We start from the raw sequence: 20,209 nt of genomic DNA on the forward strand, positions 1-20,209 counted from the left end.
AGCCCATGAAGGAAGCCCCCATGTCCACCCGCATCATCGCCCTGACGATCCTCGGCCTGATCATGGGCTTCATCCTGCTGATGGCCTCGGTCACATTCTTCGTGCGCGACCCCCTGCCCATTGTCGGTGCGAACCAGACGCTGCTCTTGCACTCGACCGAGATCACGCCGCAGATCCGCACTGCTGTCGCCATTGACGGCGGCTACCGGGTGGAACTGACTGTCACCCATGCCGTCACCCAGACCCCGCAAATCGCGCTGCGCCCCACGGGCGGGCAGGCCATCCCGCTCGATGCGGGCGCCGATAGTGACGGCGCGCTCTCGGCCTCGGGTCAGATGACCCGCCCCGGTCGCTGGGAGCTGGTCCTGAGCGACGGGACAATGCGCGAGGTCATGCCCTTCATCGTCCGCGAATAGTCCCCCGCGCCCCCGTCACGCGGGCCAGAGCGGCACAGGGCGAAATGAAAAACGTTTTCGCCTTGCGAAAAAAGAAAATGGTTAACGCCGCAGAATCGGCGAAAAACGTGAAAGCCTTTTTTGCTGGATGAAAAAAGAAACAAGCCGCGGAATCCGCGGCTTTTTTCATGTCTCGAATCTGTAAGTTTACGCTCAGCGCGCCCGCGCCTGTTCAATCGCGGGTCTGATCCGCCGCTCGATCACATCGCGCGTAATCGGCCCCGCGAATCGCAGCATGACCGTCCCGTCACCCGCCACCACATAGGTTTCCGGCACGCCATAAAGGCCCCAGTCCAGCCCCATCCGCCCCGGCAGATCCTGCCCGACCGCAGCGAAGGGATTGCCCAATTCGTCAAGGAAATCAAGCGCCCGGTCCGGCTGGTCGCGGTAATTGACGCCAAAAACCGGCAGATCCTCGGCCAGTTCCTCCAACAGCGGATGCTCCGCCCGGCAAGGCGCGCACCAGGAGGCCCAGTAATTGACCAGCTTCACCTCGCCATCGCGCAAGCTGCTGTCATCAAACAGTAAATTATCGCCCAACTGCGTCAGCACCACCGCAGGCGCAGGCTGCCCCTCGCGCGCAGAAGGCAGCGCATCGCGGTCCTCGCGGAAATTTCCCACGAAAAACAAGGCCGCAATCGCCGCAAAGATCACCGGCGGCAGGAACATCAGTGGACGGAATTTACCCATTTTTCCCTCGACCTGTCTCGATCTCGGCCAGCTGGCGCTTCACCGAACGCCCTCTGAGCCAATAAAAAAAAGCCAGAACGCCGATCAGCCCCAGCGACACTACATAGGCCAAAGATACTTCCAGCGTGTATCTGCCAAGATCCGGTATCATGCCATCCGCTCCCGTGCCACCAGCGCCTTCATCCGCCGCGCGCGGATCTCCGTGCGGGTTCCGGCCAGCAAAAGCGCAAGGAAAACAAGACCAAAGCCCAGCATGCAGGTATAGAGCGGTGCCTTATAGGCCCAGTCCATCCGCGTCCCCGGCTGCACCGACAAGGACGCGCCCTGATGCAATCCCTGATTCCAGAAGAGCGCCGCATAGCGTGACAGCACCGCGAAAACCGACCCCACCAGACACAGCACCGCCGTCAGATCCGCGCCCGTATCCGGGTCATCAATCGCCGCCCAAAGCGCGATATAGCCCAGATAAAACAGGAATAATATCAAGAAGCTGGTCAGGCGCGGGTCCCAGGCCCACCACGTCCCCCACATCGGCTGTCCCCAGACCGCGCCGGTGATCAGCCCGATCAGCGTCATGGTCAGCCCGATGGGTGCTGCGGCTTTTGCGGCCAGCGCGCTGACATGGTGGCGCCGGATCAGCCAGATCAGCGAGGCCACCAGCATCATCACCCAGACATTGATCGCCATCATCGCCGCGGGCACATGCAGGAACACGATCTTCACTGTCGCGCCCTGCCGGAAATCATCGGGCGTAAAGAAGAACCCCCAGATCAGCCCTGTGGCAGTGACCACGACAGCCGCCACCGCCACGATCGGCAACAGCCAATCGGTCACGCGCATGAATTTCAGCGGATTCGCATATTCCCAGAAGGACGCCATGGGGATCACCTACCTTTCGCGCCGCATTGTCTCAAGCCTTTGCAGGCTTGCTTCACCGAAGGTTTATCCGCAGCACAAGGGCCGATGCAAAGGGCAATAATGCCACAGCCCCTGCTGTAATCCCCGCTAACAGAGCGAGCGGTGTGTTCACCGCCAGCCCCTGCGCGCCACGACTGACCACTTCTGCCCCGAAAACCAAGGTCGGAATGTAAAGTGGCAGCACCAGCAGCGACATCAACAGCCCCCCGCGCTTCAGCCCGACGGTCAGTGCCGCGCCAAAGGTGCCGATCACCGACAGCGCCGGGGTGCCCAGAAGCAGCGACAGGATCAGCCACAGATAGGCATCCGCAGGCAGGAACAGCAGCAGGCCCAGAACCGGCGAGATCAGCACCAGCGGCAGCCCCGTGGTCAGCCAATGAGCGAGTGCCTTGATCGTGACCACGGCCTCCAGCGGCACCGGGGCAGTGGCCAGCAGGTCAAGCGAGCCATCCTCGAAATCCAGCGCAAAAATGCGATCCAGCGATAAAAGACAGGCCAGCAATGCCCCCACCCACAGGATACCGGGTGCGATCAGCGCCAGTGTCGCGGGCTCCGGCCCCACGCCCAGCGGCACCAGCACCGCAAGGATCAGGAAGAACGCCAGCCCCAGCCCGAAGCCGCCACCGGCCCGCAGCGCCAGTCGCAGATCGCGTATCAACAGCGCGATCACAGAAAGGCCTCGTCAAACCCGCCCGCGCCCGGCTCCGGCAAGCGGGCCTTGTAGGGCGTCAGGTCCAGAATCGCGGCCTCTGGCAGGCCAAGGTCGATATGCGTCGCCATCAGCGCCATGCCGCCCTGCGCCAGATGCGCGCGCACCACCGCCCCGAACAGTGCAACCGAGGCCGCATCGAGCGAGACTGTCGGCTCATCCAGCACCCAGAGCGGGCGACCTGTGACGATCAGCCGCGCCAGCCCCAGCCGCCGCTTCTGCCCTGCCGACAGGTTCTGCGCCGCCCGATCCGCCAGCGCGCGCAGATTCATCTGCTCCAGCGCCGCCCCGATCCCGCGCGTGCCATAGATCGCGGCCCAGAATTCAAGATTCTCGCGCACGCTCAGCGTGCCCTTGATCCCATCTGCATGGGCCGCATAAGCGATGCTGTCGGTGCTTGCCGAGACCTCCCCCGCCAGCGCGGGCTGCAACCCTGCCACGGTGCGCAGAAGCGTGGTCTTGCCGCAGCCATTGGGGCCGCGCAGCACCAGCGCCTGACCCGCCTGCAGCGCGAAGCTGACACCTTCCAGCAAGGGCAGCCCACCGCGTGCGCAGGCAAGCCCCTGCACGCTCAGCATGTCCGGCCCGCTGGATTCATCTTGCCAGAAATACTCAAGATACTGCCCTCACCCCACCGGCAGGACAGCAAGGGCCACGCGCCGCGCTTCCGACAGAAGCACATTATAGGTGCGGCAGGCCGCCGGGCTGTCCATCGCCTCGACGCCCAGTCCCGCCGCTTCCAGAACCTCGCGCAGCTCTGTCGGGATATGGGCGATCTGCCCGCCGGTGCCAATCAGCAGCACATCGACCTGACCGGCCAGCGCAAGCAGGGTCTCGTGATCCGCATAGCCGCCCCAGCCCTGCACGATACCGGGGGCCACCAGCAGCGGCGCGGGATGCGCGACCCCGCCCAGACGGAAGAAATCGGGGCCATAACCGTCCACCGGTTGTTTCGCGCCGAAATCGACCTCGGAGATGCGCATCTCAGCTTTCCTTTACCCCGAAGCGCGTACCCGCTGTATCGCCCGAATTCTTCGACCAGTCGCGCTTGACGCCCAGCCGCAACAAGACCGCCGAGGCCACGAAGACAGAGGAATAAGTGCCCACGATCACGCCCCAGATCATCGCAAAGACGAACCCCCGGATCACATCGCCGCCCAGCACAAAGAGCGCGATCAGCGCCAGAAGCGTCGTGACAGAGGTCATGACCGTGCGCGAAAGCGTTTCATTGATCGAGAGCGTCAGCAGTTCTTTCAGGGGGCGTTTCTTGTATTTGATCAGGTTCTCGCGCACCCGGTCAAACACAACCACTGTGTCGTTCAGCGAATAGCCCACAATCGTCAGAAGGGCTGCGATGATCGCCAGATCGAAGCGGATCTGCAATACGCTGAAAATGCCGATGGTCAGCACCACATCATGCACCAGCGCGGCCACGGCCCCGACCGAGAACTGCCATTCAAACCGCAGCCAGATGTAGAAGAGCACCGCCGCCAAGGCCAGCACGACCGAGATCACCGCCGAGCGGATCAATTCGCCCGAGACTTTCGGCCCGACCGATTCCACGGCGGCAAAGACCAGCGTCGGATCCACGGCGACCAGCGCCTCGCGGACCGCGTTGATCTGCTCAGGCGTGATCGCCTCGGTGCCTTCCTGCGCCTGAATGCGGACCATTGCGACATTGCGATCTGCGCCGAAGGCCGGGTCAAAGACCTCGGTGATGGCCACATCGCCAAAGCCCAGGGGCATGATGGCCGAGCGATAGGCGCCGATATCGACCGGCGCCTGCGCTTCAGTCCGGATCGAGGTGCCGCCCCGGAAGTCGATGCCGAAATTCAGCCCCATCGCGAAGAACGCAACGATGGACAGCACCATCGCCAGCGCGGAGGCGCCGAAGGTCAACCGCCAATGACGGAAGAAATCGACCGAGGTATCTTGCGGAACCAGTTTAAGTCTCATTCCCAACCCCTTCAGATCACAAGAGTTTTCGGGCGCGCGCGCTCGAAATAGATGACGATCATCAGCTTGGTGACAAGAAGCGCCGTGAAGACCGAGGTGAGGATCCCCAGCCCCAGCGTGACCGCGAAGCCGCGCACCGGGCCAGAACCCATCGCAAACAGGATCAAGGCCGTGATGAAGGTCGTGATATTCGCGTCCAGAATGGCCGAGAGCGCCTTTTCATAGCCCAGCTCGATGGCGCGGGCCGGGCCCTTGGCCGTGCGCATTTCCTCGCGTATGCGCTCGAAGATCAGCACCGTCGCATCCACCGCCATCCCGATGGTCAGCACGATCCCGGCAATCCCCGGCAGGGTCAGCGTGGCCCCGATCAGCGACAAGAGCGCGAAGATCATCGAGATATTAAGCAGAAGCGCGATATTCGCGATCACCCCGAAGGCACCATAAGAGGCGAGCATGAAGGCCAGCACTGCCACCATGGCGACAATCGCGGCAATCCGGCCTGCATCGATACTGTCCTGCCCGAGTTCCGGCCCGACGGTGCGTTCTTCCAGAAAATCCATCTCCGCAGGCAAGGCCCCTGCACGCAGCAGGACCGCAAGGCGGCTGGTTTCCTCGACCGTGAAACGGCCCGTGATGATGCCCGAGCCGCCCGGAATATGGCTCTGGATCACCGGGGCCGAGACGACCTCGCCATCCAGCACGATGGCAAAGGGATTGCCAATGTTTTCAGCGGTATAGAGGCCGAAAGCCCGTCCGCCTGCCGGGTTGAAGCGGAAATTCACGGCGGGGCGGTTGTTCTGGTCCATGCCCGGCTGGGCATCGACCAGTTGTTCACCCGTCACCACCGGGGTCTGATCCAGCACATAATAGGTGCCCGGATCATCCATCGACGGGTAGATCACCTGACGCGGCCCCGGAATTTCATCGGGGTTCGAGGTGACATTGATCACCGGGTGGAAGGTCAGCCGCGCGGTGGTGCCGATCAGCGCCTTCAACTCTTCGGCAGAGCCAATACCGGGCACCTGAATCAGGATGCGGTCCGAGCCCTGACGCTGGATCGTCGGCTCGCGTGTGCCCGCCTCATCGACGCGGCGGCGGATGATTTCCAGCGACAGGCGCATGGTGCGCTCATCCGTGGCCAGACGTTCGGCCTCGGACAGGGTGACGACGATATCCTCGCCCTCGACACGCACATCCAGATCGCGCGCCTGCGTGAAGCCGGTCAGCGATTGCGTGGGTTGTGCCAGTTCGCGCACGATGCTGGCCGCCTGCTCGGTTGCCCCCGTGGTCCCGACCCGGACCCGCAATTCGCCCGCATCATCCGATGGCATGCGGCGCACCGCGCCCACGGTCGCACGTTCCTGCGCCAGACGGTCGCGCACCACCGGCCACATGCTGTCGATCCGGTCGGCATAGACATCCGAGACCCGCACTTCCGCCAGCAGATGCGCGCCGCCGCGCAGATCAAGGCCCAGATTGACCAGGAAAGAGGGCATGAACGAGGGCCAGCCCGCCTTGTCGGCCTCGATCTGGGCGGTGCTCTGCCCGGCCTCGATCAGCGATGCCGCGTCATTATGCCGCTCGACCCGCTCATAGAACAGGTTCGGCATGGCCAGAAGCAGCGCGAGGGCACAGGTCGCCCAGATCAGCACGCGTTTCCACATCGGTATTTGCAGCATCAGCGCAAGGCCCCCGCGTTCAGGTCAGGTCAGTGGCGTGGAAAGATCACTCTTTCGCGGCAGGTTCGGTCTTGGACAGGACCGTGGCGATGGTCGATTTGACCACGCGCACGCGCACGCCCTCGGCGATCTCGACCTCGATCTCGCCATCTTCCTTGACCTTCGAGATCTTGCCGACGATGCCGCCCTGCGTGACCACCTGATCCCCGCGACGCAGCGCCGCGACCATGGCCTGATGGTCCTTCATCTTTTTCTGCTGCGGACGGATCAGCAGGAAATACATGATCACGAAGATCAGGATGAAGGGGATGATCGAGATCAGGCCACCGGCGGCACCGGCATCTTGCGCATAGGCAGGCGTGACGAACATGAAAGCTCCTGTCAGTTGAGTTGCCCATCACATGGGCATGCGTTGCCGCCCCGAAAAGGGGCAATTTGGCGCGCACCCTAGTCGCAGGGGCAAATATTGGCAAGGCGCAGGCAGGGGCTTTGCGGTGCTTCCGCGACGAAAACGCGCGAGCGGACTACCAGCGGCCGGACAGCGCACGCGCGAGCAGCCTGCCCCGCCGGGAAAACTCGGACAGCGCCAGCCCGCCCGCGCGCACCAGCGCGGGCTCTGCCAGCGCGTGACGCAGGATTGGCCCCGCCTGCCAGCCGGTCAGCAACGCGGGCATGGCAGAGGCGGGCACTGCCCCGCGCGCCTTGCGCGCCTGCGAGAGCCGGTCAAGCCCCCTTTGCGCGAGCGCGCGAATACCCGCGTCACTGTCCTCGGGCAAGGCCGGGAGATTGCGCGCGCGGAGTTCGGGCAGTGCGAGAAACCAGTTCGCCAACCCCGCCGCATGGGCCATGTCGCGCACCGGCTTTTCCGCCGCGCCCTCTGCGCCAAGGATCATCGCGGCAAGCCACATCAGATGACCGCTGGTCGCGTCAAGATGCGCCTCCAGCGCCTGCAGATCGGCGAAACCCTCGCGATAAATGTCGCGTTTTCGCGCCGCGATCATCGCATGGCCCAGTTCCACAGGCAGAGCGGCCTCGCGCCAGACCCTCGCCAGAGGTTCGGCCACCTCATGCGCGCGCGGCGCGCTGCCTGCCGCGATCCCGTCCAGTGTGTCGGTCCAGAATTGCAGCCGCATCTCGGCGATGACCGGCTCTGCCGTCACCCATGGCGCGCGCGCGATTTCCAGATTGAAGGCGTAGAGCGGCCAGAGTTTTTCGCGCGCCTTCTCGGGCGCGGCGAGTGTCGCGGCATGGCGGTCGGGATCGCCCTGCCGGACCTTCTCGGCCAGATCACTCATTCGGGGGCCACGACCATCAGCGCATAGGCGATTTCCGACGGCGCCGCCCGCCAGCGCGCGATTTCACGCTCGGCCTCGTCCAGTGCCTCGGCCAAGGCGCCGGTCGCGCCGGGGCGCAGTTTCTCGATGCGTTTCGCCATCGGGATGTAATAGGCTTCCCATGCGTCGCCCACCTGCATCTGTTCCCCCAGCACCCGGTAGCCCGCCGCATGAACCCGCGCGCGGATGCCCGCCACATCACTGATGGCCGGGTATTCCGCCCAGAAGGCGCGCGCGGCGGCGGAGGGGCGCGGCAGCAGGCAGGGTTCGGAAAAGGCCACCGCGCCCCCTGCGGCCAATGCCGAGCGCCATGTTTTCAGCCCTTCGGTCACACCCAGAAAATAAAGCGCGCCCGCGCACCAGATCAGATCATAGGGGCCGGTCAGTTGCGCCATATCGCCCTGCCAGACCCGCACGCGCGGGCCGAAAGGCGCGGTGCGCTGCTGCGCGGTCGCGACGAATTGCGCGATCTTGTCCACAGCGTCGATCTGCGCCTGAGGCCGGTTCTTGGCCAGCGTCACCGTATCCGCGCCCGAGCCGCAGCCCGCATCCATGATCCGCGCCTGCACCGGGGTTGCCGCGACCGAGAGCGCCCAGCCCAGATCCGCAGGCGCCCCCGGCCCTTCGCGGTTCAGATCACTATAGAGCGTGAGAAACGCTTCCTCGGGGGTCAGGTCCGACATGGGCTTACTCCGTCACGCAGGAATTTCCAGTTCACGGCATCGAGAAGCGCCTCGAAACTGGCATCCACGATGTTGGGCGAGACGCCGACCGTGGACCAGCGCCGCCCCTGCCCGTCCTCGCTGTCGATGATCACGCGGGTGACGGCCTCGGTCCCGCCCTGGGTGATGCGCACCTTGAAATCCACCAGTTTCATATCGTCAATCGCCGCCTGATAGGGGCCGAGATCCTTGGCCAGCGCTTTCGAGAGCGCATTGACCGGGCCGCGATCATGGCCTTCGGCATCCATCGATTCCGAGACCGAGAGCTTCTTCTCGTCCCCGATCTTGACCACGACCACGGCTTCCGACAGCGTGACCATCTCGTTATACTTGTTCTTGCGCCGCTCGACGGTCACGCGGTAGCGCTTGACCTCGAAATACTCCGGCACCTGCCCCAAAGCGCGCCGCGCGAGCAACTCGAAACTGGCCTGCGCGGAATCATAGGCATAGCCCTGATCCTCGCGCGCCTTCACATCCTCCAGAATCGCGCCAAGCCGGGTATCGCCTTTCTCTACCGTGATCCCCATCTCTTCCAGCCGCATCCGCAGGTTCGACTGCCCGGCCTGATTGGACATCGGCACCACGCGGGCATTGCCGACGCTGGCCGGGTCGATATGCTCGTAGGTGGAAGGGTCTTTCAGAATGGCGCTGGCATGCAACCCCGCCTTATGCGCGAAGGCAGAGGCGCCCACATAGGGCATGGTGCGCAGCGGCACGCGGTTCAGGATATCATCGAGCCTGCGCGAGATTTTCAGGAGTTCCCTGAGCGCATCATGGCTCACCCCGGTTTCAAACCGTTCCGCATAGGCGGGTTTCAGCAGCAGCGTCGGGATCAGCGTTGTGAGCGAGGCATTGCCGCAGCGTTCTCCCAGCCCGTTCAGCGTGCCCTGAATCTGGCGCGCGCCTGCCTCCACAGCCGCCAGCGAACAGGCCACCGCCTGCCCGGTATCGTCATGGCAATGGATACCGAGGCGCTCGCCGGGAATGCCGCTTGCGATCACGGCTTCAGTGATCGCGCGGATTTCGCCGGGCAAGGTGCCGCCATTGGTGTCGCAGAGCACGACCCAGCGTGCGCCTGCGCCATGGGCAGCGTGGAGCGCCTGCAGGGCGTAATCGGGATTGGCCTTGTAGCCGTCGAAGAAATGCTCGGCGTCGAAATGCGCCTCGCGCGACTGCGCGACACAATGGCGAATCGAGGCGCTGATATTGTCGAGGTTCTCCGCAAGCGAGATGCCCAGCGCGGTGGTGACGTGGAAATCATGCGTCTTGCCGACCAGACAGACCGCTTGCGTGCCTGCGTTCAGGACAGCGGCCAGCACATCGTCATTCTCCGCCGACCGGCCCGCGCGTTTGGTCATGCCAAAGGCGGTGAGCGTGGCGCGGGTCCGGGGTCTGGTGGCGAAAAACTCGCTGTCAGTGGGGTTCGCGCCGGGCCAGCCGCCCTCGATATAGTCGATGCCGAGTGCGTCGAGCATGGCGGCGATCTGGTGCTTCTCGGGGGTCGAGAATTGCACGCCCTGCGTCTGCTGGCCGTCGCGGAGTGTCGTGTCATAGAGGGTGAGGCGGGTGCGGGTCATCTGGACTGTCTCTTGTATCTGCGTGCCCTGTCGGAACACGGGCAGCGCACGCCCGAGGCGGGAAGCGAAGCGCCCGCCTGGGATTGAGGGGGACCGTCGCGCCAGTGGCGCGGCGTAAGCCCCCGAAATGGCGGGCGCTGCCCGTGCTGGCGCACGGGCGGACATGCCGCGATGGGGGCGCTTCTGGTCATTTGAGGGCCTCTAGTTTGGCGGGGTCTATCTGTCCGGCCAAGAATGCGGTTCCGCCATTTACGCCGCTCTTCGAACGGGTTGCTCGCAGTTCGACCCCCAGCATTGCAGCACTTTCCCTGAGAGTGTCTGCTTTCACGAAATCTCTCTCTCGCCTGCATCGAAGCCAACGGTGGACCAGTTCGGAAGCGGCATCTTGCTCGTCTTCTGAAACACTGCCCCATCCTATGACTGCAATAGTTGGTTGGTAGTCGATGCCTTCTTTGAGAAATCTTCCATCTAGAGCTTCAAACTCGAATAGCTTTGCCCAAGGCTTTTCCGAAATAGATTTGAGGTCTAACCCAATCATTGCCGCGCTTGCTAAGAGCCGATCAGCCTCTTCCCTTCTGTGCAGATCGCTCAGGACTGCGATCGCTTCTGCAGTGTTCAGATCGTCAGACAGAGCATCCCGAAAGTCTTCATCTACCTGAGAAGGCGCGGCACCCAGCACAGTGTGAGCCCAGTCGCGTAATGTAGCGATAGCCTCCCGCGCCTTCTCCTCGGTCCAATCCATCGGCTTGCGGTAATGCGTCGACAGCATCACAAAGCGGATCACCTCGCCCGGCCAGCCCTGCTCCAGCAAATCCCGCACCGTGAAGAAATTGCCCAAGGATTTGGACATCTTCTTCCCCTCGACCTGCACCATTTCATTATGCAGCCAGAAATTCGCGAAATCCGCCTCCGGGTGCGCGCAGCAGGACTGCGCGATCTCGTTCTCATGATGGGGAAATTGCAGGTCGATCCCGCCACCGTGAATATCAAACGCAGGCCCCAGCAGCTCATGCGCCATGGCCGAGCATTCGATATGCCAGCCCGGACGCCCCCGACCCCAAGGGCTGTCCCAACCCGGTTCTTCCGCCGACGAGGGCTTCCACAAGACGAAATCCATCGGATCGCGCTTATAGGGCGCGACCTCGACCCGTGCGCCCGCGATCATGTCATCTACCGACCGACCCGACAGCTTGCCATAATCGGGGTAGGACCGCACATCGAAGAGCACATGGCCTTCCGCCGCATAGGCATGGCCCTTCGCGATCAGCCCTTCGATCATCGCCACCATCTGCACGATGAACTCGGTCGCGCGCGGCTCATGGCTGGGCCGCAACGCCCCCAAAGCGTCCATATCGGCGTGATACCAGCCGATCGTCTCATCGGTCAGCGCGCGGATGATCGCGTTCAGGGGCCGCGTATCGCCCGCCTCCTGCATCGCCCGCGCCCGCGCATTGATCTTGTCATCCACGTCCGTGAAATTGCGCACATAGGTGACATGGTTTTCGCCGTAAACATGGCGCAGCAAGCGGTAGAGCACATCGAAGACCACCACGGGCCGCGCATTGCCCAGATGCGCGCGGTCATAGACGGTGGGGCCGCAGACATACATCCGCACATTCTGCGCATCCAAAGGCGCGAAGGGCTCTTTCCGGCGGGTGCGGGAATTATGCAGGCGGATCTCGGTCATGGCGTCCTCGTCAGGGCGGGTGGCCCGGCGGAAGGTGCTGTCAGACAGAAGAGAATGCCAAAAGACCAACCGCCGAGAAACTCAGCGGCAAATGCAGCAGGTGATGATGCAGGTCAAGGTCTTCATGCGCGCGACACTAACCGCAAATCCGGCGCGCTGCCAAGCGCAAAAACAAGGGCCCGCGCCCTCGGGAGGAAGGGCACGGGCAGAGAAGGGCGGCATCTTGCCGGGAGGAGCAGCGCCGCCCTGTTCGAGAGGCGGGCCTCAGGCCTCGGGCGCTTTGCCCCGGATCAGCGATTGCGCCACATAGACCAGAATCGCAAAGCCCACGGCACCGGCCACGAAGACGCCCAGGAGCACGATCCAGTCAATCGGGCCGCCAATATCGCGAAAGCCCGAACTGGTCATGATCATCACGAACCAGACCGCCGCTGCGCCGCCAAAGGGCATCGACAATTGCGCCAGCAGGAATTTGCGCATCGACATGCTGCGGTCGCGGATCAGCACATAGAGATAGGCGAGCGTGATCGCGACCGCGACCGCCACCATTGTCCAGAACAGCCCGCGCCCGAAGATTTCCTCGAACACGGCCAGAAGTGTCATGAAGCTGAAATCTTCCATTCTCTCATCCTTTCAAGGGGCCATTTTCTTGCCCGAAATACTCGCAGGGGTGAGGCGGGCCTGCCCGCCGAGGGGGCGGCAGCCCCCTGCCCCCGCTCGGGTCAGGCGCGACCGCGCAGCATGGCGTTATAGGTGGCTTTCAGCGCGACTTCCTTCATCAGCCAGGAAATCCACAGCTCTTCCAGCGGCGCGATCAGACCGGGGAAAGAGGGCACCAGATTATCATTGTAATCGAACTCGACCAGCATCGCGCGCCCGATCCGGGTGATCAGCGGGCAGGAGGTATAGCCCCCATAGAGCTTGGTCCCCTCGCGACCGGCGATCTCGGCGATCAGGTGATCCTCGACCACGGGCAGGTGAAATTTCACCGAAGCTGCGGTCTTGCCCTTGGGCACGCCATTGATATCCCCGATCCCGAAGACATTGCTGTAGCGGGCATGGCGCAGGGTCTGCTGATCGACCTCGATCCAGCCCTGATCGACCCATTTATCCGCCCAGGACAGGCCAGAATCGCGGATCACCTGCGGGGCGCGCTGCGGCGGGATGACATTGATGAAATCCCAGGCATCGGTGATCTCGCCCTCGGGCGTGATATAGGTCGCGGTCTTTGCGCCCGGATCAATCGCTTTCAGCACATGCTGATAGCGATAGGTGATGTTGCGCTCATCCATGATCTGGCGCACGCGGTGATGAATGACCGGGACGCCGAACAGGTTCTGGGCCTGCGCATTATAGATGAATTCGCATTTCGCGCGATTGCCCTTGGTGGTGGCGATATCCTCGCCAAGAAAGCAGATCTTCACAGGGGCGCCTGCGCATTTCATTTCCGTGGCCGGGCGACCGAACATCCCGACCCCACCCTGATCGGTGAATCTGTCCAGCGCGTGCCAGCTCTTCTCAGCCAGTTCGGGGCTCGCATAATGTGCCGAGATCCCGTTTTCCGGGCCGACCATGCTCAGGTCGAACCCCTCCACCGCATCCCAGTCCAGCACCAGCCCGGTCGCGACGATCAGATAATCATAGTCGATCCGCTGCCCGCCGGTCGTGGTGACGCGGTTGGCTTCCGGGTCCAGTTCGGCGGCATAATCGTTGACGAAACTGATTCCGCGCGGCAGCCAGCCCGCCAGCGATGAGGTGGCATAGCTGGCCGGTTTCAGACCTGCCGCGATCAGGGTGAAGCCCGGCTGATACCAATGCTCCTGCTTGCCGTCGAGCACCGTGATCTGCGCCCCTTCCAGCCGATCGGCCAGACGATTGGCAATCGCCGCACCGCCTGCGCCCGCGCCAAGGATCAGGATACGCGCGGATGTGCGCTGCTTTTGCGCCTGCGCGGCCCCTGTGCCCAAGGCCAGGGCCGCACCGCCTGCCCCGGCAAGGCCCAGAAAACCCCTGCGACTTGCAGTGAAATGGTCAAGATCGGACATGAGACGCTCCCTTCTCCTCCGGCATACATATGTTCACAATCGCATATATAAATTATACTATCTTTAATCCAAGACATTTCCGGAAGCAGCCGGGCGGCTGCGACACTATGACCCGAAAAAGCGGGCAAGTATTTGATCCGGATCAATGTCGCGCCATTGGTTGCGCCCGATAATGCATATCCAAGGGGAACCATTTAAGCGGATCCGGGCAAGCCCGGCACCGAGGAGACAGCCATGCGACTGACCACTAGAACGAATCTCGCCCTGCGCACGCTGATGTTCTGCGCTGTCAACAAGGACAGCCTCGTGCGCAAGCAGGATGCCGCACAGGCGGTCAATGCCTCGGAAAACCATCTGGCGCAGGTTATCAACAAACTGGGCCAGGAAGGCTTCATCATCACCCAGCGTGGGCGGCATGGCGGGTTTCATCTGGCCCGCGCGGCATCCTCGATCAGCGTGGGCGAAGTGTTCCGCGCCTTTGAATCCGGCCTGCCCTTCATGGAATGTTTCTCACCCAACAACACCTGCCCGCTCAAGGCGCATTGCGTGATGCGGCCGCATCTGTCACGCGCGGTCGAAGCCTTCTATTCGGCGCTGGACGAGGTCTATCTGTCGGAACTCGTCGAATGCAATGCCGGGCTGCAGGCGATCCTGAACATGGAAGCCCCGCGTTTCGCGGCAGCCTGCACCACGCAGGCGGCAGCCGACGCCATGCCGGATAGCCCCGCCCGACTGGTTGCGGCAGCTGGCTGAGACCCTTAGGAAGACGCCGCGCCGGACCGCTCCGGGCTCAGCCCGCAGCGCGGCTCGCGGCCTGAATGAAGGCCGTGACCCGCGCCGGGTCTTTCACGCCCGGCGCGCTTTCCACACCAGAGGAGACATCGACCTGCCGCGCGCCGGTCAGGCGCAGGGCTTCTGCGACATTCTCGGGGGTCAGCCCGCCTGCCAGCATCCAGGGTCTGGGCCAGTCACGCCCCGCGATCAGCCGCCAGTCAAAGGCCAGTCCGTTGCCGCCCGGCAAAGCGGCCCCTTGCGCGGGTTTCGCATCGAGCAGGATCTGATCCGCCACTGGCAAGTAGCTGTCCAGCACGGCCAGATCGGCGCGCTCGGCCACCCCCACGGCTTTCATCACCGGCAGACCGTAGCGCGCCTTGACCTCGGCCACGCGCGCGGGCGTTTCATGGCCATGCAATTGCAGCATGTCGATCGGCACAGCGGCCAGCAGGGTGTCGAGCAGCGCGTCATCGGCATCCACCGTCAGCGCGACCTTGGCGATTCCCATCGGCACGGCGCGGGCCAGTTCTGCGGCAACCGGGATTTCAAGATGACGCGGCGAGCGGGGGAAAAACACGAAACCCAGATAGCGCGCACCAGCGCCCACCGCAGCGGACACGGCCTGCGCGCTGGTCAGCCCGCAAATCTTGACAGCAACAGGGTCAGCCATCGGGGGCGCTCTCAATTCCCTTCGACCAGAGCAAGGACTTCATCCTTGCGCGCCTGCGGGGCAATTTTCTCGACGCGCTTCAACTCGTCGCGCATCGCCTCTTTCTCGCGGCGCAAGCGCGCCGCCTCGGCGCGATAGCCATGCTCGCGCACCCATTCCCAGATGAAGCCCAGCAAGAGCCCTATGGCAATCGCGATCCCGAGCATCAGAAACAACGGCAGCCGGATATCGAGATTGAAGCCGAACAGCGCGGCCAGCGCATCCGGCAGCAGCTTGACCTCGACCAGCGCACGATTTGCCAGCGCAATCGTGATGAAAACTGCCGCCACAAGGGCCGCGAAACCATAGCGCAGATAGGCCATCATGGGGTCTTTATCCTTCCGCTCCGTTCAGCCGTTCACGCAACAACTTGCCGGTCTTGAAAAAGGGGACGGCCTTGGCCTCGACCTCGACGCTCTCGCCGGTGCGCGGGTTGCGCCCGAGCCGCGAGTCGCGCTTCTTGACCGAGAAGGCCCCGAAGCCGCGCAATTCGACCCGCTCGCCGCGCGCCAGCGCCTCGGTGATCTCGCCAAAGACCGTGTTCACGATCCGCTCCACGTCCCGTTGAAAGAGATGCGGATTTTCGTCCGCGATTATCTGAATCAGTTCAGATCGGATCATGTGACACTCCCCACGTCCCATTCGGGCATCTTGCATGGATGCCCTGTTCTTTTGTCCACCGACTATAGGCCCAAATCGCGCGCAAATAAATACGGAAAAACAAGCGCTTTGGGCAGAGGGCGCGCTATTGGCCAGACTCTGCCGCGGCGCGGGCCAGAAATTCGACCAGCGCCACACGATCCGCCGCCTCGGCGATTCGCTGTTCGGGCATGCGCGATCCGGGCGTATAGGCTTCGGGGCCATGCTCGAAAAGCTCTGCGACCGTGCGCGGCGACCAGATGATATCGAGGGCTTCCAGCGCCGGTGAATAGTCATAGCCGGGCTGGGTGGCGATCCGCTGACCAAAAATGCCGTGCAGGCTGGGGCCCGCGCGACTATGGTCATCGGGGATCAGCGAATGGCAGACCGCGCAGGCCCGCCAGATTTCCGCGCCCCGGCTGTCATCGGTATATTCCGCCTGCGCTTGCCCGTCCTCGCCGCCAAGGGCGGCACCATCTTCCAGCGACCAGCGGCGGATCAGCCCGTCCGCCCCGGCGGTGAAGGCCTGGCCAGAGGCAAGCGCGAGCGCCCAGACCGGCCCTGTCGCGGCGCTGAACATGACCCGCTGGGTCAGGGCATCCGCCGTCAGATACCAGACCGTCCCGTCAATCGCGGCAGCGGCGATATCGCTGCCCCGCGCCGCGAGTGCCACCAGCGGGCGGTCGGTCAGGAACCGTTCCGGCAGCAACTCGCCCGAGGGTGCAAAGAGCCGCAGCGCGCCTTCGGCGAAGATCACCGCGATCCGCCCCTTGCTGATCGCCAGACCATTGGGCAGATCGGGCAGATCCGCGCGGGCGAGCGGCGCAAAGGCGCCGTCCCAGCGCACCAGCCGCAAATCGCCGCCCACCGTGACCAGATCGCCCGAGGGTAGAAACCCGAGCCCCGTCACCCGCTCGCTATGCGCCTGATGGCTGTGCACCTGACCTGTGGCGCGGTCCAGCACCTGCACCTGCCCGTCCCAGAACCCGGCAGCGATGCGCGCCCCGTCCTCGGAGATGGCCAGCGCCGCGATGGCCGAAACACCGGGGTCTGTCGCGAAATCGGGCGCGCGGCTTTCCGCCTGCCAGAGCGCGATGCGCCCGTCCTGCCCGGCGGTGACAAAGCCCCCGTCCGGCAGAAGCGCGACGCCGGTCACATTGCCCTCGTGAAAGCGCGTGACATTGCGCGCGCTGGCGCGGGTCAGATCCCACAGGATCGCGCGCGTGTCGAAACTGCCCGAAAGCAGCCTGTCGCCAGCAACATCCAGCGCACCGACAGGCCCGCCATGACCTCTCAGATCCTGCGCGGGTGCCGGGCTGGCCAAGGCCAGCAAGGCTGCGAGGCAGAGCAGCCTCATGCCGGTCAGTTGCCGATCAGGTTATGGCCTGGATTGTCGACCCGTGCCCCTTCGGTGGTGAAGGCGGAGTACGAGGGTTGCTGATAGCTGCCGTCCAGAACCGTTGCCGCGCCGAAGGCAAGAACTCCGGCAAAGATGATCGCAGCGAGAAAGGCTTTCATGGTCGTGTCTCCTGTTTCTCAGGGTTGGCCGGGGCGTTGTGCCTGCGGCGATCTGGTGAGCCCGGCCATCATGGTCCGGGCGATCTGTTGGTAAATCCGGCCCAGGGGGCCATCGGGGTCGCGCGCGGTCACGGGCTGGCCCGCATCAGAGCCTGCGCGCAATTCCATCGTCAGTGGCACCGCGCCAAGGAAGGGCACCGAGAGGCGCGCGGCCTCGGCTTCGGCCCCGCCCTGCCCGAAAATCGCGTGGCTGCTGCCGCAATCGGGGCAGATGAAATGCGCCATATTTTCGATAATGCCAAGGATCGGCACATCGACCTTGCGAAACATCGCGATCCCGCGCCGCGCGTCGATCAGCGACAGATCCTGCGGGGTCGAGACGATCACCGCGCCTGCAAGCTGCGTGCCCTGCGCCAGCGCAAGCTGGGCATCGCCCGTGCCGGGGGGCATGTCCACCAGCAGCACATCCAGCGCGCCCCAGTCCACATCGGCCATCATCTGCGTGATCGCGGACATGACCATCGGGCCGCGCCAGACCATTGCGGTTTCCGGCTCGACCAAGAGGCCCATCGACATGGCCTTAAGCCCGTAAGCCTGCATCGGTTTCAGCTTGCGCCCCTGCCCCATGCCGGGTTTGCCATGCAGGCCCAGCAGTGTGGGCAGCGAGGGACCATAGATATCGGCATCGAGTATCCCCACGCGCAGCCCCTGCGCCCGGAGTGCCAGCGCCAGATTGACGGTGGTGGTGGATTTGCCGACCCCGCCCTTGCCCGAGGCCACCGCGATGACATGGCCGATCCCGGCCAGCGGATCGGTCCTCATAGGTTTGTTCGGGGTGAGTTTCGGCGGCGCGGGCCGCTCTGCGGTCAGGACGGCGAAAACGGAAGTGACCCCCGGCAGCGCGCGCAGGGCGGCCTCGGCCTGATCGCGGATCCGCGCGAAAGCCTGTGCCTCTTGCGGGGCGATCTGGATCGACAGGCTGACGCGCCCACCCGCGATGCTGAGGCCCGCCACGCGCCCGGAGGCGCCCAGCCTCCCGCCGCCCGGCAGCGCAATGCTGTCGAGTACAGCGCGCAGTTCGGCATCCCCAAACCTGTCTGATCCGCTCATTCGTGACCTGTCTTTCAGTCAGACAGACCCGGCCCATTGCTGGCACCGGGTCTGAAGTGCTTGCTCAGTGTCGCGCGATCATTCCGCCGGTGTCGTCACCTGCGCGGTGTTGCGCGCTTGTGTCGACTGAACCTCCTCGACCCAGAGGCCGTGATGCTCTTTGGCCCAGTTCTCATCGACCTCGCCCGAGCCCATGGCATCAAACGCACCTTCCATCCCGACAGAGCCGATATAGATATGCGCGATCACAATGGCCGACAGCCCTGCCGCAACCAGAGCATGGATGGTCTGGTAGAACTGCCAATCCGCCGCTGTGCCCGCCTCTGCCGGGAAAAGCAGCATGATCCCGGTATAGGACAGCGCGGCCCCGCCCAGAACAACCGACCAGAAGATCAGTTTCTGCCCGGCATTGAACTTGCGCGCCGGGGGGTGCACCCCTTTCGAGAACAGACCACCACCCTTTTTGATCCATTCCAGATCAACCTTGTTCGGCACATTGTGGACGATCCACAAGAGCAGGATCATCACCAGCGCCACCATGAAGGGCCAAGCGAGGTAATTATGCGCGATCTTGCCCCAGGTCGAGAGCGTGCCGAAGGCGGCTTCGCCAAAGAGCGGCAGGATCACCGATTTGCCGATGATCAGGTTCAGCCCGGTCAGCGCAAGGATGATGAAGGTCGTGGCCAGCGTCCAATGCGCGAAGCGCTCGATGGCGTTGAAGCGCAGGATCTTGCGGCCCGAGAACCCGGATTCAACCCGGATCCGGCCCCGGATCAGGTAGAAAAGCAGCAGAAGCGCGATCATCCCCAGCACGGCGACGATCGAGAGCGTGTGCAGCGTCTGGCCCTGAAGCACGGCCCAGCTCTTGTTCTCGGGCTTGATCAGATAGCCGGCATTCGCATCCGGGATCGTCACCCGCCCCGTGACAGGCGCGGTGCCAAGGGCCTGAAACAGCGCATCTTCGGTCACCGAGCTTTGGGTCGGATTGACCTGCGCCGATGCCTCGGGGGCTGCCAGTGACAGGGCAAGGACAAGCGAAAAGGCCGTGAGCAGTCTGGAAAATATGGTCATATCGCTATCCCCTTACACTGTCACGGTTTCGCCGTAAGCCGTGCGCCAGCCCCAGGCGCCCGAGCCATAGCCGCGCGTCACGACGCGCTCGCGGTAGATATCGGCGATGATATCGCCATCCCCCGCCAGCAGCGCCTTGGTCGAGCACATCTCGGCGCAAAGCGGCAGCTTGCCCTCGGCCAGACGGTTGGCCCCGTATTTGACATATTCGGCCTGCGACATGTCCGGCTCCGGCCCGCCCGAGCAATAGGTGCATTTGTCCATCTTGCCGCGCGTGCCGAAATTGGCGGTCTGCGGGTATTGCGGTGCCCCGAAGGGACAGGCGTAGCTGCAATAGCCGCAGCCGATGCAGGTGTCCTTGTTGTGCAGCACCACGCCGTCATCGGTGGTGTAGAAGCACGCCACCGGGCAGACCGCCGCGCAGGGCGCGTCGGTGCAATGCATGCAAGCCATCGAGACCGACCGCTCGCCGGGCAGACCATCATTGATGGTCACAACCCGACGGCGGTTGATGCCCCAGGGCACCTCATGCTCGTTCTTGCAGGCGGTGACGCAGGCCTGACATTCGATGCAGCGATCTGCGTCGCAAAGGAATTTCATCCGTGCCATTTTTGTT

General features: G+C 63.7%; 26 protein-coding genes. 2 read left to right on the plus strand and 24 right to left on the minus strand.

The window, feature by feature from the left end; all coding sequences use genetic code 11:
- Positions 1–20 precede the first annotated feature (20 nt).
- Positions 21–416 (plus strand): hypothetical protein, encoded by a 396-nt coding sequence (locus tag BG457_RS02890; protein ID WP_139257523.1) that lies wholly within the window; start codon positions 21–23, stop codon positions 414–416.
- Here BG457_RS02890 and BG457_RS19805 read toward each other — a convergent pair.
- The 16 genes from BG457_RS19805 to BG457_RS02960 form a co-directional block, all read right to left on the minus strand.
- On the minus strand, positions 400–585 hold the full coding sequence (locus BG457_RS19805) for a hypothetical protein (RefSeq protein ID WP_139257524.1): 186 nt from the start codon (positions 583–585) through the stop codon (positions 400–402). The genes BG457_RS02890 and BG457_RS19805 overlap by 17 nt on opposite strands.
- Positions 586–608: 23 nt before the next feature.
- Entirely contained in the window at positions 609–1,145 is a 537-nt protein-coding gene (locus BG457_RS02895) for a DsbE family thiol:disulfide interchange protein (RefSeq protein ID WP_071795515.1), read from the minus strand.
- Positions 1,138–1,296: a heme exporter protein CcmD gene (locus tag BG457_RS19810; RefSeq protein ID WP_139257525.1), complete on the minus strand. Its 159-nt coding sequence runs from the start codon at positions 1,294–1,296 to the stop codon at positions 1,138–1,140. The genes BG457_RS02895 and BG457_RS19810 overlap by 8 nt, the downstream gene beginning before the upstream one ends.
- On the minus strand, positions 1,293–2,024 hold the full coding sequence (locus BG457_RS02900) for a heme ABC transporter permease (protein ID WP_071795516.1): 732 nt from the start codon (positions 2,022–2,024) through the stop codon (positions 1,293–1,295). The genes BG457_RS19810 and BG457_RS02900 overlap by 4 nt, the downstream gene beginning before the upstream one ends.
- A gap of 52 nt (positions 2,025–2,076) precedes the next feature.
- On the minus strand, positions 2,077–2,733 hold the full coding sequence (gene ccmB, locus BG457_RS02905) for a heme exporter protein CcmB (protein ID WP_071795517.1): 657 nt from the start codon (positions 2,731–2,733) through the stop codon (positions 2,077–2,079).
- A complete protein-coding gene (ccmA, locus tag BG457_RS02910) occupies positions 2,730–3,350 on the minus strand; it encodes a heme ABC exporter ATP-binding protein CcmA (protein ID WP_071795518.1) in 621 nt (206 codons plus the stop codon). The genes ccmB and ccmA overlap by 4 nt, the downstream gene beginning before the upstream one ends.
- Positions 3,351–3,398: 48 nt before the next feature.
- Entirely contained in the window at positions 3,399–3,755 is a 357-nt protein-coding gene (locus BG457_RS02915) for an Mth938-like domain-containing protein (protein WP_071795519.1), read from the minus strand.
- A 1-nt stretch (position 3,756) separates the two neighbouring features.
- Positions 3,757–4,728: a protein translocase subunit SecF gene (gene secF, locus BG457_RS02920; RefSeq protein WP_071795520.1), complete on the minus strand. Its 972-nt coding sequence runs from the start codon at positions 4,726–4,728 to the stop codon at positions 3,757–3,759.
- An 11-nt stretch (positions 4,729–4,739) separates the two neighbouring features.
- Positions 4,740–6,407, minus strand: coding sequence for a protein translocase subunit SecD (secD, locus tag BG457_RS02925; RefSeq protein WP_071795521.1), 1,668 nt, complete (start codon positions 6,405–6,407; stop codon positions 4,740–4,742).
- Positions 6,408–6,453: 46 nt separating this feature from the next.
- Positions 6,454–6,777, minus strand: a complete 324-nt coding sequence (yajC, locus tag BG457_RS02930) for a preprotein translocase subunit YajC (RefSeq protein ID WP_071795522.1) — start codon at positions 6,775–6,777, stop codon at positions 6,454–6,456.
- 154 nt (positions 6,778–6,931) lie between these two features.
- Complete coding sequence (locus tag BG457_RS02935; protein ID WP_071795523.1) at positions 6,932–7,702, minus strand: squalene/phytoene synthase family protein; 771 nt, start codon at positions 7,700–7,702, stop codon at positions 6,932–6,934.
- Positions 7,699–8,424, minus strand: a complete 726-nt coding sequence (locus BG457_RS02940; RefSeq protein ID WP_071795524.1) for a class I SAM-dependent methyltransferase — start codon at positions 8,422–8,424, stop codon at positions 7,699–7,701. Before BG457_RS02940 ends, BG457_RS02935 begins: the two co-directional genes overlap by 4 nt.
- Entirely contained in the window at positions 8,412–10,040 is a 1,629-nt protein-coding gene (cimA, locus tag BG457_RS02945) for a citramalate synthase (RefSeq protein ID WP_071795525.1), read from the minus strand. Before cimA ends, BG457_RS02940 begins: the two co-directional genes overlap by 13 nt.
- Positions 10,041–10,227: 187 nt before the next feature.
- Entirely contained in the window at positions 10,228–11,727 is a 1,500-nt protein-coding gene (cysS, locus tag BG457_RS02950) for a cysteine--tRNA ligase (RefSeq protein ID WP_071796016.1), read from the minus strand.
- A 264-nt stretch (positions 11,728–11,991) separates the two neighbouring features.
- Positions 11,992–12,348 carry a DUF5368 domain-containing protein gene (locus BG457_RS02955; RefSeq protein ID WP_071795526.1) on the minus strand — a complete coding sequence of 119 codons (357 nt, stop codon included), beginning with the start codon at positions 12,346–12,348 and terminating at the stop codon, positions 11,992–11,994.
- A 101-nt stretch (positions 12,349–12,449) separates the two neighbouring features.
- Complete coding sequence (locus BG457_RS02960; protein WP_071795527.1) at positions 12,450–13,772, minus strand: NAD(P)/FAD-dependent oxidoreductase; 1,323 nt, start codon at positions 13,770–13,772, stop codon at positions 12,450–12,452.
- Positions 13,773–14,006: 234 nt separating this feature from the next.
- On the opposite strand from BG457_RS02960, the gene BG457_RS02965 reads away from it, so the two are divergent.
- Positions 14,007–14,525, plus strand: a complete 519-nt coding sequence (locus BG457_RS02965; protein WP_071795528.1) for an RrF2 family transcriptional regulator — start codon at positions 14,007–14,009, stop codon at positions 14,523–14,525.
- Positions 14,526–14,562: 37 nt separating this feature from the next.
- Here BG457_RS02965 and BG457_RS02970 read toward each other — a convergent pair whose 3' ends face one another.
- The 8 genes from BG457_RS02970 to fdh3B form a co-directional block, all read right to left on the minus strand.
- Positions 14,563–15,216, minus strand: coding sequence for a phosphoribosylanthranilate isomerase (locus BG457_RS02970; protein ID WP_071795529.1), 654 nt, complete (start codon positions 15,214–15,216; stop codon positions 14,563–14,565).
- An 11-nt stretch (positions 15,217–15,227) separates the two neighbouring features.
- Complete coding sequence (locus BG457_RS02975; protein ID WP_084657442.1) at positions 15,228–15,581, minus strand: lipopolysaccharide assembly protein LapA domain-containing protein; 354 nt, start codon at positions 15,579–15,581, stop codon at positions 15,228–15,230.
- A gap of 7 nt (positions 15,582–15,588) precedes the next feature.
- The gene (gene ihfB, locus BG457_RS02980) at positions 15,589–15,876 is read right to left on the minus strand and encodes an integration host factor subunit beta (RefSeq protein ID WP_071795530.1); all 288 of its coding nucleotides are present in this window, start codon (positions 15,874–15,876) and stop codon (positions 15,589–15,591) included.
- A 124-nt stretch (positions 15,877–16,000) separates the two neighbouring features.
- Positions 16,001–17,251 carry a c-type cytochrome gene (locus BG457_RS02985; protein WP_071795531.1) on the minus strand — a complete coding sequence of 417 codons (1,251 nt, stop codon included), beginning with the start codon at positions 17,249–17,251 and terminating at the stop codon, positions 16,001–16,003.
- A 5-nt stretch (positions 17,252–17,256) separates the two neighbouring features.
- On the minus strand, positions 17,257–17,412 hold the full coding sequence (locus BG457_RS20130; RefSeq protein ID WP_175546716.1) for a hypothetical protein: 156 nt from the start codon (positions 17,410–17,412) through the stop codon (positions 17,257–17,259).
- An 18-nt stretch (positions 17,413–17,430) separates the two neighbouring features.
- Positions 17,431–18,522, minus strand: a complete 1,092-nt coding sequence (locus BG457_RS02990; RefSeq protein ID WP_084657443.1) for an Mrp/NBP35 family ATP-binding protein — start codon at positions 18,520–18,522, stop codon at positions 17,431–17,433.
- Between the two features lie 78 nt (positions 18,523–18,600).
- Positions 18,601–19,593 carry a formate dehydrogenase subunit gamma gene (locus tag BG457_RS02995; RefSeq protein WP_071795532.1) on the minus strand — a complete coding sequence of 331 codons (993 nt, stop codon included), beginning with the start codon at positions 19,591–19,593 and terminating at the stop codon, positions 18,601–18,603.
- Positions 19,594–19,605: 12 nt separating this feature from the next.
- Positions 19,606–20,202 carry a formate dehydrogenase FDH3 subunit beta gene (fdh3B, locus tag BG457_RS03000; RefSeq protein ID WP_071795533.1) on the minus strand — a complete coding sequence of 199 codons (597 nt, stop codon included), beginning with the start codon at positions 20,200–20,202 and terminating at the stop codon, positions 19,606–19,608.
- Positions 20,203–20,209 lie beyond the last annotated feature (7 nt).

The organism is Natronohydrobacter thiooxidans (assembly GCF_001884735.1).
In the GTDB taxonomy this organism is placed as follows: domain Bacteria; phylum Pseudomonadota; class Alphaproteobacteria; order Rhodobacterales; family Rhodobacteraceae; genus Roseinatronobacter; species Roseinatronobacter thiooxidans_A.